This window comes from Clostridium sp. C8-1-8 (assembly GCF_009928445.1).
Taxonomy (GTDB): domain Bacteria; phylum Bacillota; class Clostridia; order Clostridiales; family Clostridiaceae; genus Clostridium_AR.
In genome coordinates this window covers 225,708-241,991 of the sequence record NZ_JAABNO010000007.1, presented here as the reverse complement: position 1 = coordinate 241,991, position 16,284 = coordinate 225,708, and the positions used below count along the sequence as shown (strand labels likewise).

General features: G+C 31.7%; 11 protein-coding genes and 1 riboswitch. All 11 genes read right to left on the bottom strand.

The window, feature by feature from the left end:
- Positions 1 to 535 precede the first annotated feature (535 nt).
- Complete coding sequence (locus GXK57_RS10065) at positions 536 to 844, bottom strand: hypothetical protein (RefSeq protein WP_160675256.1); 309 nt, start codon at positions 842 to 844, stop codon at positions 536 to 538.
- A 76-nt stretch (positions 845 to 920) separates the two neighbouring features.
- A complete protein-coding gene (locus GXK57_RS10060; RefSeq protein ID WP_160675253.1) occupies positions 921 to 1,268 on the bottom strand; it encodes a hypothetical protein in 348 nt (115 codons plus the stop codon).
- Between the two features lie 856 nt (positions 1,269 to 2,124).
- Complete coding sequence (locus tag GXK57_RS10055; protein ID WP_160675250.1) at positions 2,125 to 3,102, bottom strand: site-specific integrase; 978 nt, start codon at positions 3,100 to 3,102, stop codon at positions 2,125 to 2,127.
- 164 nt (positions 3,103 to 3,266) lie between these two features.
- Positions 3,267 to 4,799, bottom strand: a complete 1,533-nt coding sequence (gene guaA / locus GXK57_RS10050) for a glutamine-hydrolyzing GMP synthase (protein ID WP_160675247.1) — start codon at positions 4,797 to 4,799, stop codon at positions 3,267 to 3,269.
- Positions 4,800 to 5,061: 262 nt separating this feature from the next.
- Positions 5,062 to 6,516, bottom strand: coding sequence for an IMP dehydrogenase (gene guaB / locus GXK57_RS10045; RefSeq protein WP_160675244.1), 1,455 nt, complete (start codon positions 6,514 to 6,516; stop codon positions 5,062 to 5,064).
- A 150-nt stretch (positions 6,517 to 6,666) separates the two neighbouring features.
- A riboswitch (purine riboswitch) is annotated at positions 6,667 to 6,764 on the bottom strand.
- Between the two features lie 318 nt (positions 6,765 to 7,082).
- Positions 7,083 to 10,532, bottom strand: coding sequence for a DUF5057 domain-containing protein (locus GXK57_RS10040; protein ID WP_160675241.1), 3,450 nt, complete (start codon positions 10,530 to 10,532; stop codon positions 7,083 to 7,085).
- 178 nt (positions 10,533 to 10,710) lie between these two features.
- The gene (locus tag GXK57_RS10035; protein WP_160675238.1) at positions 10,711 to 11,223 is read right to left on the bottom strand and encodes a type II secretion system protein; all 513 of its coding nucleotides are present in this window, start codon (positions 11,221 to 11,223) and stop codon (positions 10,711 to 10,713) included.
- Between the two features lie 20 nt (positions 11,224 to 11,243).
- Positions 11,244 to 13,514, bottom strand: coding sequence for a hypothetical protein (locus tag GXK57_RS10030; RefSeq protein WP_160675235.1), 2,271 nt, complete (start codon positions 13,512 to 13,514; stop codon positions 11,244 to 11,246).
- Between the two features lie 16 nt (positions 13,515 to 13,530).
- Entirely contained in the window at positions 13,531 to 14,406 is an 876-nt protein-coding gene (locus tag GXK57_RS10025) for a prepilin-type N-terminal cleavage/methylation domain-containing protein (RefSeq protein ID WP_160675232.1), read from the bottom strand.
- An 11-nt stretch (positions 14,407 to 14,417) separates the two neighbouring features.
- A complete protein-coding gene (locus GXK57_RS10020; RefSeq protein WP_160675229.1) occupies positions 14,418 to 15,722 on the bottom strand; it encodes a GspMb/PilO family protein in 1,305 nt (434 codons plus the stop codon).
- Positions 15,719 to 16,282 (bottom strand): PilN domain-containing protein, encoded by a 564-nt coding sequence (locus GXK57_RS10015; RefSeq protein ID WP_160675226.1) that lies wholly within the window; start codon positions 16,280 to 16,282, stop codon positions 15,719 to 15,721. Before GXK57_RS10015 ends, GXK57_RS10020 begins: the two co-directional genes overlap by 4 nt.
- Between the last annotated feature and the right edge of the window lie 2 nt (positions 16,283 to 16,284).

Sequence of the window (16,284 nt, the reverse complement as noted above, 5' to 3'; positions counted from 1 at the left end):
ATAATTATGCATTTTCATGTTGGAACTTTTCAACATTTTGACGTTGACATTTACAATTAATTAAAGGACTTATACCATTTCCCTATGACTTAAGATAAAAAACACACTAGCTAGCTATAGGAAAATTTTAAAATCTTGTAAGATCTGTCATGCAAGTTTAAATTGATTTTAAAAAGTTGGGTTCCGTATTAGACAAGCTTTTGAAAATAGTTTTGTACATTTTGTCCCATTCAGGTAAAATAACTTGTTAAATTACTATAGGGGGTTTTAATTAGAAAAAGAAATAATATCCGTTAGGATATAGATACTAATAGAAACCTCTAAAATAACGGAGAGATTAATGATGTGTACTATCGGAAGATGGGTGAATAAAAAGAAAATGCCTTACTATCCGTTAATTTAGACAGTAAGGCTATTTTTTCAAATTCTATATATCTTAATGCTGTTTATAAACCTATCCTAAGCTTGTGACGGATAAGCTTTTCACCTACATTCTGCAATTCTACTTTGATGCATCTTGCAAGAATAATGTGAACTAAAGTCTATTTGCATAATCAACACAATTAGCCAGAATACTATAGAAGTCTTCATAGTTACTTTTTTTCATAATCATAGGATTATCCCAATCAAAATTTCTAATGAGAACTATCTTAAAAGCACCTTTTAGATTAAATTCAGGATACCACCCAATGTCAAGAATATAAGTATTATCATGCTTATCTGAATAATTTACTTGTAACAAGTCCTGCTTTAATTCCCATATCTGATTTTCTAGCGGATTAGTAATGTCAATGTTAAAATCATTATATGTTACTATACCTTTACCAAAATCTATATTTTTCATAATGGTTTCCCTTCAACTCAATTAAAACATCTTAAATTACAATTCAGTAACTTTTCAAGAAAATTTAGTATCAGTTTTATACGCCATAATGAATGACATATTTATTTTTAGAAATAGCCTTTCGTAGTAATATCATTAAATCAATAAGTTCTTTTGATGATTTAGAACGCTTATCATTTGATACAATGGTATAAAAAGCCTCTAATGATTCTGGAGGAATAAGAGTAACTCCCCATCTTGCAAGTGCAAAACTCGGTCTACTATAGCAATGAAAGTACGTTTTAATTAAAGTCAATTCATTCCACCAATCATTCAAAATATCGTCATTAATATAAATACATCTATATCTTTGAGGTTCATAACATGAATAATCTTTATCTTTTTCAAATTCATCTATAATACCAAATTGGGCAATACAAGACATATACTCACTAGCCTTTCTGATATAAAATACACCTTTATTTCGTCTTTTCTTACAAAGTCTAATCATTAATATTGATTAGATTATATCATGTAATTACAGTAATTTAAATCGGAATAGAATACCTAATTTTGTCCCATTCATAGTACATAAACTTGTTATATATAGTAGGAAGAAGTTTTTTATAAAGGTTAGAAGCTGAGAGTTTCCTATAAAACTCCAAGGTAATCGTAGATGCCGCTGCTATAAACTTCTACGGATTCATTCTTATTGAATGTGTGATGGGTTTTTACATGGATTGAACCCTAAGGAATTGACCTTAAAACAAACATGGGAGAAGGTAGCAGGAGTGCTATTGGGGAATGAGGATTTAGCTATGTCCCTTTTACTTCATTGGATGGCTAAATTGTAAATAGGTTAATACTCATTAAATAGAATCTCCGTTATATAGCCCTTAGTAATTAGACATTGGTTAGTACTCTCTTTAGTAATACATAGAATCCTAACGGATTCAGATACTTTAGGAATTAACTTAAACACTATGTAATTGCTGAGTGATAACGAAGCAGTTAAGTATTACACCCTATTTTAATAAAACCTCTCTTATAATGATTTAACGAGTTAATAAATACTAATGGAACTGTTTTTTATTGGTATGGGGAGGCTAAAATACTTCCTTTTTGTTACGTTTGTATGCGTCCCTAGAAAATTTACGGATTTGTATTTAAGCAAAAGTCCTGTTTTTCCCCATTCAAAGCTAACCTAATCCCCCTCTAGAATGAGTATTTTCAATGGTTTTGTAAGTGTCACCATATGTCACAAAAACTTCATTTATATATAAATATACGTCCAACATAAACTATTTCCTTTTAATCATTGTATTTTCCACCTTAATCTTATCTAACGGATTAAATGCAGTAGCACATTTTAAATCCTTTCCAGCAAGGTGTAAGTAATATTCTGTCATTCGATAACTACTATGTCCTAACAATCTTTTAAGAGTATATATATCACCACCTTCTCTTAGGAATAAGGTAGCAAATGTATGACGGAATAGATGTAGTGAGTATCTAAATACACCTCTCCTTTTAGCATACTTAATTATGCCCATCTGCAAGGTAGTCCTTGGCATTCTCTCTCCGTAAGAAGTACAGAATAAATAGTCATTTGGTGAACCACCTCTTACTTGTAAGTATTCAACTAACACCTTGTGTAGCACATTACTTATTGGAACTTGTCTTGGTTTTTTATTTTTAGTATGAGAAAGATTTATCAGACCCTCTCTTAAATCTATATTACTTATTTTCAACTCTCTTAACTCTAATGCCCTTATACCAGTACCTAATAAGAAGTTTATGATTGCCCAATTCCTAAATTCTGCAAACCTGTTGGTAGTATCCTCTTCCGAAGGTTTTTTAAGCAATATCTTCAATTCCTCTTCAGTGTAAATATCTTTGAATACTTCTTGATGCTTAACATAAGAGTACGGAAACTTTTCAATGTATCCTAACTCCATTCCGTAAGATAACATTGGTGTAAGGTTTCTGATATAACTATTAACTGTAATATCCTTAACTTTCCTTACATGCTTTATGTGTACCTTGAAATTTTCAAAAGTATATGCAGTAAACTCATGGCAATAAAACTCCTCTGACACACCTTCATATTGTAAATATTCATAGAAATACTTTAATATATTCTTGTATCCGTTGGTGGTATGATGTGACACACCATTTGCTTCACACCTTTTAAAATACATCTCACACAAGTCCTTAAATAACATTCCTTGCTTGTTAACCATTCCTAATTTGTAACCTTTTGATTTTGTTTTAACCATCTTTGTAAACCTCCAAGTTTTAAAATTAAGTTACAAAGTAGTCAAAAGCATAAAAATAAAGTAGGCTTTGACATACGGAAAACTTCCCTAAAATCAAAACCTACTTTGCAGTACCTTTAGCAGTACCAAACCATTCTAAAACCTTAATTTATCACAACTTCAGTCTATTCCCACTCAATAGTTGCTGGTGGTTTTGAAGTTATATCATAAACAATTCTGTTTACTCCTTGAACTTCATTGACTATTCTTCTGGATACCTTATCTAGTACTTCGTATGGTATATGAGCCCAGTTTGAAGTCATTCCGTCTGAAGAGGTTACTGCTCTTAAAGCTATAGTATGGCAGTAAGTTCTTTCATCTCCCATAACTCCTACGCTTCTTATGTCAGGTAATACAGCAAAGTATTGCCATATCTTGCCTTCAAGGCCTGCAAGAGCTATTTCTTCTCTGTATATAGCATCTGCTTCTCTTACTATATGAAGCTTTTCTTCATTAACTTCACCTAGTACTCTTATTGCAAGACCTGGTCCTGGGAATGGCTGTCTCCATACTAAGTTATGAGGTATACCTAGTTCTTCACCTACAGCTCTAACTTCATCCTTAAATAATTCTCTTAGTGGTTCTATAAGTTGAAAATCTATATCTTCTGGAAGTCCTCCTACGTTATGGTGACTCTTTATAACTGCAGAAGTTCCTGTTCCACTTTCAACTACATCTGGATATATAGTTCCTTGAACTAAGAATTTAGCTTCACCTATCTTGTTAGCTTCTTCTTCAAATACTCTTATGAATTCTTCTCCGATTATCTTTCTCTTTGTTTCAGGGTCAGCTTGACCTGCAAGTTTTGATAAGAATCTTTCTTGAGCATTTACTCTTATAAGGTTCATATCAAATTGCTCACTGAAGATCTTTTCTACTTGATCCCCTTCATCTTTTCTAAGTAGACCGTGATCAACAAATATACAAGTTAATTGCTTACCAACAGCTTTATGAACTAAAACTGCCGCTACTGATGAATCAACACCACCAGAAAGTGCACAGATAAGCTTCTTGTCGCCAACTATTTCTTTTATTTCTTGTATCTTCTCTTCTGCAAAAGAAGCCATAGACCAAGACTTAGAAAGTCCACATATGTCATATAAGAAGTTTTCAAACATTTTCTTACCAAATGGAGTATGCTCAACTTCTGGGTGGAATTGAACACCGTAAAGCTTCTTATCTTCATTTTCCATTGCTGCTATAGGACAAACATCCGTATAACCAACTATCTTAAAGTCCTTAGGAGCTTCAGCAATATAGTCTGTGTGGCTCATCCAACAAGTTTCAATAGAATCTATTCCCTTAAATAATCTTGATTGATTATCTAAATTCACATTAGTTTTTCCATATTCTCTAACTGGAGCTGTTGCAACTTTTCCTTCTAGCTTATGTGCCATTAATTGGTCACCGTAGCATATTCCTAATACAGGTACTCCTATATTAAAGATTTCTCTATCAATAGATGGAGAGTCTTCTCCATAAACACTATTAGGACCTCCAGTAAATATTAATGCGCTAGGGTTCTTTTCTCTTATCTTTTCTAAACTATAAGTGTAAGGTATTATTTCACAATAAACTCCGCATTCTCTTACTCTTCTTGCGATAAGCTGATTATATTGTCCACCAAAATCCACTACCAAAACAATTTCTCTATTCATTGGTTTCCTCCATTTTAGGTATGAAATTATATCTCTATATTAAAAATATTAATAACAGTTAAATAAGTCATAGATACCAGGTATGATATAAAACAATAATATTAAAATAGTTATATTATAGCTTCATCCTAACACCAGGTATCTATGTTTTTATGCATCCTTTATACGTACCATTCCGAACCATTAATATAATTATTCAAAATACTTTCGTGTATCCACTAACAATTATATTCGAACCTTAGGTATATATCAAGTTATTTAATTATTGGTTTACACTGTAATTTGGAGCTTCTTTAGTTATGTTTATATCATGAGGGTGACTTTCTCTAAGACCAGCTGAAGTTTGAACTACAAATCTAGCATTTTCAAAAAGATCTTCTAGTGTCTTTGCACCAAGGTAACCCATACCTGATTTGATACCGCCAACTAATTGATATATTGTTTCTGATAAATATCCTTTGTAAGCAACTCTTCCTTCAACACCTTCAGGTACAAGTTTCTTGCTTCCTTCTTGGAAGTATCTATCCTTGCTTCCTGCAGCCATAGCTGAAAGTGATCCCATGCCTCTATAAACCTTGTAGTTTCTTCCTTGATATATTTCCATTTCTCCTGGAGCTTCTTCACAACCAGCAAGTAATGAACCCATCATTACAGTTGTTGCACCAGCGGCTAAAGCCTTAACTACATCTCCAGAATACTTTATTCCTCCATCAGCTATAACTGGAACACCGTACTTTCTTCCTTCTTCAGCACAATCCATAACAGCAGTAAGCTGTGGCACTCCAACACCAGATACGACTCTTGTAGTACAGATTGATCCAGGTCCTATACCTACCTTAACACAGTCTGCACCAGCTTCTATAAGATCTCTTGTTGCTTCTGCAGTAGCTACGTTACCAGCTATAACTTGTAATTCTGGATATAAGCTCTTTATTGTTCTAACAGCATCTAAAACTCCCTTAGAATGTCCATGAGCTGTATCTATAGTTATTACATCAACTTGAGCCTTAACTAATGCATCAACTCTTTCAACCATATCTCCAGTAACCCCTACAGCTGCTCCACATAAAAGTCTTCCTTTTTCGTCCTTAGCCGCATTTGGGAATACTCTTGCTTTTTCAATATCCTTTATTGTTATAAGACCTTTTAAGAATCCTTCACTGTCTACTAGAGGAAGCTTTTCAATCTTGTGTTTCTTAAGTATTTCCTTAGCCTCATCTATTGTAGTATTTTCTTCTGCAGTTATAAGATTTTCTTTAGTCATAAGCTCATCTATTGGTCTATCGAAGTTTGTTTCAAATAATATATCTCTATTAGTTATTATTCCAATTAGCTTTCCATATTCAGTTATAGGCACTCCAGAGATTCTGTATTGAGCCATAAGTTCATTTGCTTCTCTTATGGTGTGGTTTCTTGATAGGAATATAGGATCTGTTATTACTCCATTCTCCTGTCTCTTTACTCTATCAACCTCTTTTGCTTGTTCCTCTATGGACATGTTTTTATGAATAATACCTATTCCGCCTTCTCTTGCTATAGCAATAGCCATCTTTGCTTCAGTAACAGTATCCATACCTGCACTTAAAAGCGGTATATTAAGTTTTATCTTCTTAGTAAGTTGAGTTTTAGTCTCCACCTGATTAGGTAATATTTCTGATTTGTGTGGTACAAGAAGTACGTCATCAAAGGTATATCCAGTTTTCCATATTGTAGCCATTCCTGATCCTCCTAATTTAAATAATAAATTTCATTTTTAATATTTCTTGCAAGTAAATTTGCATTTATGTACTAAAATTAACAATCACTATAATTTAAAACAAAAAAAGCCTATCAACTCCAAGTGAAGTCAATACGCTATAAAAGATTATAGTATACCAATTTCACTCATAGTCGGGAATTTACGGTTTCCGGTAGAGACTCCTTGCCTTATCCAAGGGATATACGAGTAAATAGCTTTATCTTATTTAAATTTTATTTAATTATAGAATATGCAGCGAGGCTTGTCAATTATTATTGAAATTTTTGTTTTGATGATAAAAATATGATTTATTTGATTCATATAGTTTTGCATTATGATGTTATATATTTCACTTTTTGTATAAACATTTAAATTCATGCTAATTAAGTATATAAATACATATTCTATATAGAATATATATTACTTACATAATTAATTATATAAGCAATAAAATCTTTCTTAAGATTATAAACTTATATACTTTACTATTAGGTATTTATTATAAAGTAAAATTAGCATCTCGTACTGAGATGCTAATTAATTTATTAAAATAAATCTTTGAGGTCCTCGCAAGATATATTTACACTTTTAGTAATATTATTTAATGTTGCCGTATTTGTATAGCTACTATTGGTACCTATCTTTATAGTATATAGCACTACATAATTCGAGTTGCTATCTATATCAGATAAACTTATATTTGCTACATTACTTTTATCACCTGAAAGTGTAATGTTTGCAGATACAGGCTGTAACTGTCCATTAACAACTTTAAACACTTTAAAAGTATCTGTAGTGATTCCATCTAGTTCATTATCTAAGTCCACCTTAACTACTGCCGTTGTCTGAGAAATCTTAAAATTAACACCAAAGGTTGCATTTGTTCCTTTAGTAAGTGTAGTATCCCCTTCATGAACTACTCCATCATAGTACAATCCGTGACTTAGTTCAGCAATGACTGGCTCCGGCTCAACTGTGAAATCAATATTTTGAGTAGATGTATCATAGCTAAAGGTTTTATTAATGCTACTAGAAGTTCCCGAAAGAACATATCCTGTTGGTAAATTAGAAAGAGTAAAAGTGTAAGTATCACTAGTAAGACCATTTAGCGTATAGCTACCATTGACATCTACAGTACTAATCGTAGTCGCACCTCTTTTTATATCCACCTTTCCTGAATTCGATACTGCCTGTCCATTCTTATCGTGTACAGTTATGATTGCTTTACCTTCTCTTACCGGCAAACTAATTGTCATCGGATGTGTAGTTGTAGGTGTAGCATTATTTCCATCTTTATATGTCAAGTCTCCAGGTATTGATTTGGTACCATCTGTTTTAATCTGTATACTGTATTGTTTAGTTTGAGGTGAAGTGCTGCTATCTACCTCTGGTTTAAAAGCTATATTATTAAAACTCAAAACTTCATTATCAACAGTTACATCATCAGCATTATAATGACCCCTTATACTGTAATTTATATTAGAGAAAGTAGTTACTATGTTATCTGTAGCCCTGTTAGCTTGTGCTTTAACAGTTACATTTGCTGTATCACCTACAAGATATCCAGTTTTATCGTAACTAGCCGAAAGACTAATACTTGGTCCATCTGATAAGTTTATGGTGTTACTTACTGGAGTTGCTTGCGCTCCTTGAGGGTCTTTAGCATCTATAATAACCTGTATATTACTTAGAGATGCAGCATTATACCCATCTGATTTCAATATATCTACTGTTACTTGGTCACCAGATTTTAAATTTGAGTAAGGAAAAGTTCTAACTATATTTCCGTTGTTTTTAATAGTTACGGTTGCATCAATAATATCATTATCTCTATCTATAGGAGTAAAGTGGAATGTAAACTTATCCTGATTTCTAGATATTACTGATGTATTACCCAAATCTGTATTTATAGTAGGCGCATGATTTGCACCTCTTTCGGCCTTAACCATTGTATTTATAAATAGCTTGTACTCATCAGATGTATAGCCATTTGTATGTCCAGTTCCAGAGTATGTTATATTCCCCTTCGAATAGGTATAATAATAATTTCTAGCATCGTATTTATTATACCCACTATTATTGTTCGGATTTAACGTATACCAAGGTACAACATCTGGATCTTCTAAATTTAGCTGATACCATTGATAATGAGTTTTAGCAACACTTAAATCCGTTTTAACATTATTATTTTCATCAACAGTCAAATCAAAAGGATACTTATTTATCAATCCATCATTTATTTTATGAACACTAGTTGATTCAGTCCCACTTACGTATGAACCAGCATTAGGATCTGTACCATTATACTGTTTAAGAATTCCCTCTGTAAGCCCTAGGCTTATCTTATTAGCTGCTGTATCTGAAGCATTTAATTGGTCATGAATAATTTTCCCTCTTGTTGTTGAACTTGGAGGATTATCTATCCTTGCATATATATCTTCAGTTGGGTTATGTGGATCTTTATACCTAGCTTGCCCTATAATATCCCTAAACCTGTAAGTTATGGTTTTAGAATTAAGATCTGAAGTATCAATAGGGCTTAAATACCTATATGTCAATGTATCATGAGTAAACATAACACTTTGTCCTGTTTTAATAAAGTCTACCAGTTTTTGATAGGTAGTATCGTTTTTAAAATCTACATGTCCATAATTATCGGCAAAACCAAGAATTATCATATTATAATTACCATTTAAAGTATTATTGCTATTAGCCAAATAGCTTTCAAACTGACTGGCACTCTTGGTACTAATAACCAAATTGTAATCAGTAACATTATTGATAAGATCGCTAAAGTTTGAATTATTACTTGGTGTTAAATCCAAATTATTACCGGAGTCAGGATAAACTTGCAAGACTTTTACAGTTGGCTTATTAGTAGCATTACTACTATAAGTTAAATTTCCTAATGTATATGTTTTTAATTGTCCACTGGTTACAACTTCAAGTTTCCATGTAACCTTACCTACAAATTGACTATCAATTGTATAGTTCATATCTCCAGTAAAACTCTTGCTTACTGTATTTATGTTATCTATACTTTTTACTAACTCCTTATCTTTAAATAATCCATCACCATTAAGATCAAGATATAGGTTTACTTTCATTCCGCTCTCATCACTATTTGTATCTATTCTATATTGAAAACTAATATCTCTACTACTATTGTTTTCATTAGGTTTAGATGTTACAGTCAAAAGTGGAGCTTTTAAAGTAGTATCTTGAATATATTTATCAACTACCTTTTGTATAGGAGTTTTGCTAGTATCAGAAATAAAGGTTGAGTCAAATTTTATTAAATTAGTACTAGGACAACTATTAAAGTTTGAGTATAACTTTGTACCTGTTAAAGTTCCATTTGAGTTAAATATAGAATTATCTATATATACTAACTGTCCTGAATCTATGTTTTGCTTTATTTCTGTAGCTCTCTTATTTGTAATATCATTTTCACTAAAATATTCAACATAGGTATTCCCATCACTTCCTTTACTAACACCAGATACTCCATTCCATGCTGTATTATTTCTCATACCTAATATGTTTTTAGTTTGATACGTAACTTTTCCTCTCCAGTCATATGTTGTAACCGTTTGAGTTAATCCATTATAGACTTCTCTTCCGTAAGGTAAATAAGTTGGCATAGCTGAAGAAGAAAATGGACTAGTATATCTTGCATTATTTGAAGTATTATTTCCTATATATACTACATCATATTTGCCATTTATTTGTTCTATGCTAGATACGTATTCCGCCATTGTCATATGTCTTATAGTTACGGATAAACCCGAAACTTTATTACTAAGGGTCTCTGTTCCAGACTTTGCTGCACTTTGGGTTAAAGTAAAAGCATCTCCAGGCTCTATTTCTAATATATTTATTGAAGTTCTTCCATAGGTAGCCTTTGTAACAAACCTTGTATGCCAAACTATACCAGATACAACAACCACTATAATAAAAACTATCAATATTTTATTTAAAATATTTTTTCTCACAAATTCACCACCTTATTGACAATTATTAACTACATTATACTGCATTTTTATATAGGCTTGTATACCCTATTACAGGTTTTCCTAAGTTTTTTTCTTAGTTATCTTCTGACAAATATAACAAAAATGCTATTGAGTAAATATATAAACTTATAATTTTTCAATAACATTTTTGTTAACTCTATGGTGTAACTCCTTTATTTCTAAATAATATCTTAGAGGTTATACTATACTGTATTCCCTTATCTTCTAAGGTAACATCAACCGTTATTCCAGATGCTACATCATAGTTCTCATCCTCTAAAGTCTTTATTGTTATACTAGATATTTTATTAGAAAGAATTTTATTTACTCCATGATTTTCCGTTAAAGTCTTAGTCCCATTATCATAGGTATAGCCTACATGATCTGTACCATCATATAAAGATATTGTTAAGTTGTTTAGATTAACTTGAGTACTTACTGCTTGCGGTGTAGTACCATTAAGTGTAGTAATTGAGTTCCCCTGACTGCCATACTTAGTAAAAGAATCTTGAATATGCTGCCCCTCAAACTGTAAATTAGATCTTATCTCTGCTTCATTTAGGCTTCTACTGCTTGATAAGAAGAATTGATATATAACTCCTAAAACCACAGACATCAAAGCAAGTACCAAAATAACCTCAATGAGGGTAAATCCCTTTTTCTTAATCATATTAAAGTTTAACACCTCAATTATCTAATTATTTGCCAAACACCCTTGTCTATATATTTTTTTGGATCTATAGCATTAACTACATCGTTAGAATAAGTAACTTCACTTGAAGCTTCCTTTATTTGATTTGATATAACATCTTCAGAATTAAATAAGTTCTTAAATTTACTATTATACTTTGGGTCAATAATAGTATTTTGAACATAATCTGCATCGTAAGTAACATGGGTATTTCCTTGCCCACTAGTAGAATTGTCTACATTAACACTTTTCTCACTTATTATAGTTCCTGTAAATTCAACATCTCCCGATAAATAAACATCACCAGCAGTTACTATTATTCCTTTTATAGGAGACTTGTTTATTACAATATCATTAGGAGTACTACCAACGCTATAATTTCCGTTCTTAATAAAAATGCGTTTTGTTGGATCACTATTTATAATTATTGTATTATTATCACTTGCCGTAGATTGAAAATCCCTATCAGAACTTAAATTAAGCTCAGAAGTTACAGTTTTCTCAACTGCACCCCCAGTATATGCCTTAATTATATCAGCTTCACTCAAAGTCGAGTTTCCCATCTCATAAACTTGTTTTGCATACTCTTTTTGTTTTCTTAAAACAATTTCCGAGTCATCCAAGCTATAGCTTGAACTGTATATATTACCTCTACTTACATATGCACCCACACTTTTGGTATTTCCATTCATAGGTAATTGAATTTGGTCAGTAATATTAACCTTCTCACCGTTAGTTATTTTTGTATTATAATAATCATAAAAATGCGCACTTTTATCAAAAACCGTTATATCCTTTTTATCAATTAACTGTAAAGGTGGGTAATAGGAATAATAATAATCACTATTTTCTTCCCGTGGAAGCATTGTGGTATAAGCATTATAATATCCTTTTACAGCTACTGACTCACCAGTCTGGTAACTTCCCTTTTCCCCACCGGTATTTATGTAGGCAGTGCCCATAATATAGGCTTCACCATTAACTAATATTTTAGAAGTGTTATCAGTAGAATTCATAATAATACTGCTGGAGGACTTCTCCTTTGCCTTGAGTTTGTCTTTAGCCTTGTATGAATATGTTTTTTCAGGATCGTAATTTGGATAATTAACATAATCACTAGGATTTGTAATATCACTTATTGCATATAATCCTTGCTCAATAGTAACGCTTGAAGAAACAGCATTCATAGCTAAGTCATTATCTAAAAGTGCAGATTTAGTTATATGGATAATATTATCACTAGACTTCTTTCCTTCAGTATTTCCAACATAAATATTATTAGCATAAAGGTTTTCTATCTGTGAGTTTGTATTGTTTAGTAAATTTAAAGTCTTTGATGTTATAACGTCTCCTGAAAACTTTGTTGTAGAATTTTCTACACTTATTCCACCTTTATATTTGTAGTACGCAATAGATCCTATACTGTCATAATCATTACCTTTAACAAACACTGAGCCGTTTACTATAAAATCTCCCGTATTCTTAACATTTAAATCCCCATCAGCCGCTATTGCTTTTTGTATAACTGGATTTATAGCTAAAGTAGCCTTATCTGTTTTAAGTCCATAGCCACCTAAGTATTTTGGTGTAATTTTATAATTTGCTGCTATCTGTCTCTGGTGATTACCTGTACTAGATTCTTCTTGATAAGTAGAAGTAATCTTCAAATTAAATCTAACCGGACTAGTATCATTTTGAGTATTTGAGGCATCAAATCCTTTAACTTCAGCTGAGAAGTCTGGATCTTTACTAGCAGTAAAAGTTACAGGTGTATATTTATCAGTAGTAGCAGAGTAATTGTTTAAGTAAACCTTATTATCAATGCAATAACTCAATTCATTCTGTATTACAGTATTAAAAGCATACGTAAATTTACTGTCTAACACATTTTTTACTCCACTCAAATTAATAGAATAATCGTCGTTTAAAAGTGCACTTTTTTTAACATCATTACTTCTTGGGTAGTCGCAGTTAGCCCCACTTTTCATCTTTAATTTTTCACTAGCGATTTGAGCATTAAGCTGATTATTTATAAAATTACTAACATTATCATTTCCTGATCTTGAAGCCTGCTCTACTACTTTTCCAGTAATTGCGTAAGCTATATCTAATCCAGATTCAGTGGAATACAGATTCTCGATCCTCCTACTTTCAATTATCCTTGATTTATAGCTGGAGGTAGTCAATGCTAAAATAGAAACTCCTACAGTAGTTACAATAGCAAATATAGCTATTACAGTTATTAATGTACTACCTTTTTTCTTTTTCATTAACATTCCCCTCCAATCACTTAGCTACATTTGAGTTCATAGAATAAATCAATTTGTCCTGTTTTAATACGTCTACTTTTACATCATAATTCTTTCTAAATATGCTAGCATTACCTTCAGATGCATTATATACATTAACTAAACCACCTTCATTCACTACTGAGTACTTTACAGCTCTGCTATCGCCATCTTTATATACTCTATCTATAGGAACCGTAACATAAAAATCAATCTGGCTTTCAAGATTATTTTTCACATGTATATTAAAATTGTTATCACTTTTATACAAATCATTAAAATTAAGATTTATTTTATTGTTAAAAGTGCTTCTTGTATCACTAAATATATTACTAGCAGTTTCGGTATTACTATTCTTTACAGCTACATTGTACTGAGCCTTTCCTTCACTAGTTGATGAATCAATATATATATATATATCATTTTTATTTTCAGAAATAGATGTAGTTGTAGCCCCAAGAGAAAAAGTTCTATTTGAATCATCTCTACTGATCTCAATTTGCTCATCATATGAAGCACTTGTCCCATTGTTACTATAACTTATATCTTGGCTTTTCCTACCTATTGAAACATTTACCCTATAACTTCCAATACTTATACTTCCAGAGGTACCAGCAGCATTTATTTGCAATCCATTAGAATTATCATTGTTTAAAATAATTCGTGCATTCTCAAATGAACTTACATTTTTCAAACCATCTACTACTTGCTGAGCAAGGTAAACAGCCTGTTGCTTATCCTCACCATTCTTATTTACCTTTACTGAAGTAAGTATAATATTGCTGATTGGTATAAGCATAATACCTATTATCGCTATGCTTATGATTACTTCTAAAAGAGTCATTCCCATTTTCTTTTTAAAATTCCTACTCATAAGCACCACCTCTAATTCTTGGTAACATTAACTGCTTTTCCTTCTCCAGTTACCTTTATTCTAGGATTCGAACCATCATCACCATTTATAGCAATTGAAACAACTTTATCAGTATTATTGATTACTTTTAGATTTACTCCAGACTTATCCGTTGATCCTTGCCTTGGGGACGCATAAATCTTGAAGTTTATATCAGAAGAATTTGGTTTGAATTCTATACCATTTGTATCATACTGAAGCGGATAACTATTCTTACTAGTCTTATACTTGTAGTAATAGTTACCATCCTTATCTTTAGTTACTACCATCTCAACATTTTCAATACCAGCATTATCTGCGTAAAGATAACTTGTCCTACTTTGATCATTATCTCTACCAATTATTACTGTAGGCAGATCTGAATTTATTGGCTTGGCAACCATTGAGAAGTCATTCTTCTCTTCCTTTGGTTTCGCTGCATTTTCTATGGTCGAGGCTAATGCAATTTGTCCACCTCCAAAAGGAGTATCCTTTCCATAGCTATTATTTAATAGCCATTTAGAGTACTCTTTATCATCGTCACCAATCTTTGGAACAGCATAAAATTCTAGAGTTAAGGTACCAGTTATACCAGTCTGAGTACTTTGTGACATAGAAAGATTTGATAAAACTATTCTTTTACTTCTTTCCTCTATGTTTTTAATAAATGTTGTTAGATTAGTATAGCTTCCTTTAAAGCTAAGAGTAACCTTCATTTGTTCAGCTGTATTTCCTGCTGCTGCATTGTTTTGAGCAGATTGTGCAGTCTGGTTAGCTTGTCCACTAGAAGCTTGTTGTACAGTTTTATTATTGTTGGTTGTAGAAGCTGAACCACTACTTACCTTACTTGAGTCTTTAGAATTACTAGAAGTTCCATTGTTATTATATTGATCAGCTAAAGACTGAAGTGATGATGCTGGTAAAGGTTGATATGTGCTTTTTTGAGCTTCTATTCCTTGAACCTGTATGTTAGAAAAACTTATGTTTCCCTTTAGGCTTGCATTTTTAAGTAAATCGTCCAACTCTAATATTAACTTTTCTTGAATTAGCTCCGGATATATATCCTTCGACTTATCTATAATCTTTGCATTTAAAATCTTTAAGTTAGCTTCTTTATTATCTAATGAGTTTATGGTATTCATTATATTATCGTATTTTGCTTTTGCAGCTGTTTGTTGTGTTTTTAATCCATTTATTTTACTAACTTGCCTTGTATAAATAAATTGATAATACCCCACGACCACCAACACTGCTAGCAGTATACCTAATAGATACTTCTCTCTATCACTTATCTTCATTTTTCATCAACATCCTTTAATGTACATTTTAGGTCAAAGGTATAATTTCCTGCATCAGAATCATCTCCGCTTATATTTCCTATTTGGGCATCTGCTATTATATCTAAACTTTTCATATTGTGTTGAACTTCTCCTATGGCAGTTCTTGTTTTAGAAACACCTTGTATACTTAAACTGTTTCCATCAACAGATATACTTTTAAAGTAAACATCCTTAGGTAAGGTAGAATTGATATCTTTAAGCAAAGTCGATGATATAGTGTCTCTACTGTTTATAGCACTATTTATCTTAGTAAGACCATCATCATATTTATTTAATACTTCTATCTTCTTATTTACTTCTTCTGCCTTTTTCACTTTTTCTTGAACCTTAGTAGAATTTATAGAGCTTTGATACTTATCTATGCTTCTATTTAACATAAATATACTTATGCTATTCCATATCAAAGATCCCAGTATAAGAACTCCAACTACTGCTGATATTGTATAAACATAGATTTTCTTTCCTACTACTTGTTTCTGCTTCCCTTGATAAGGGGCGAAAAAATTAAAATCATTCATCC

Excerpts from the sequence above, each read along its gene's own strand:
- GXK57_RS10015 (WP_160675226.1), bottom strand. The coding sequence starts at position 16,282 with ATGAATGATTTTAATTTTTTCGCCCCTTATCAAGGGAAGCAGAAACAA.
- GXK57_RS10035 (WP_160675238.1), bottom strand. The coding sequence starts at position 11,223 with ATGATTAAGAAAAAGGGATTTACCCTCATTGAGGTTATTTTGGTACTT.
- GXK57_RS10025 (WP_160675232.1), bottom strand. The coding sequence starts at position 14,406 with ATGAGTAGGAATTTTAAAAAGAAAATGGGAATGACTCTTTTAGAAGTA.
- guaA (WP_160675247.1), bottom strand. The coding sequence starts at position 4,799 with ATGAATAGAGAAATTGTTTTGGTAGTGGATTTTGGTGGACAATATAAT.
- guaB (WP_160675244.1), bottom strand. The coding sequence starts at position 6,516 with ATGGCTACAATATGGAAAACTGGATATACCTTTGATGACGTACTTCTT.
- GXK57_RS10030 (WP_160675235.1), bottom strand. The coding sequence starts at position 13,514 with ATGAAAAAGAAAAAAGGTAGTACATTAATAACTGTAATAGCTATATTT.
- GXK57_RS10055 (WP_160675250.1), bottom strand. The coding sequence starts at position 3,102 with ATGGTTAAAACAAAATCAAAAGGTTACAAATTAGGAATGGTTAACAAG.
- GXK57_RS10060 (WP_160675253.1), bottom strand. The coding sequence starts at position 1,268 with ATGTCTTGTATTGCCCAATTTGGTATTATAGATGAATTTGAAAAAGAT.
- GXK57_RS10020 (WP_160675229.1), bottom strand. The coding sequence starts at position 15,722 with ATGAAGATAAGTGATAGAGAGAAGTATCTATTAGGTATACTGCTAGCA.
- GXK57_RS10065 (WP_160675256.1), bottom strand. The coding sequence starts at position 844 with ATGAAAAATATAGATTTTGGTAAAGGTATAGTAACATATAATGATTTT.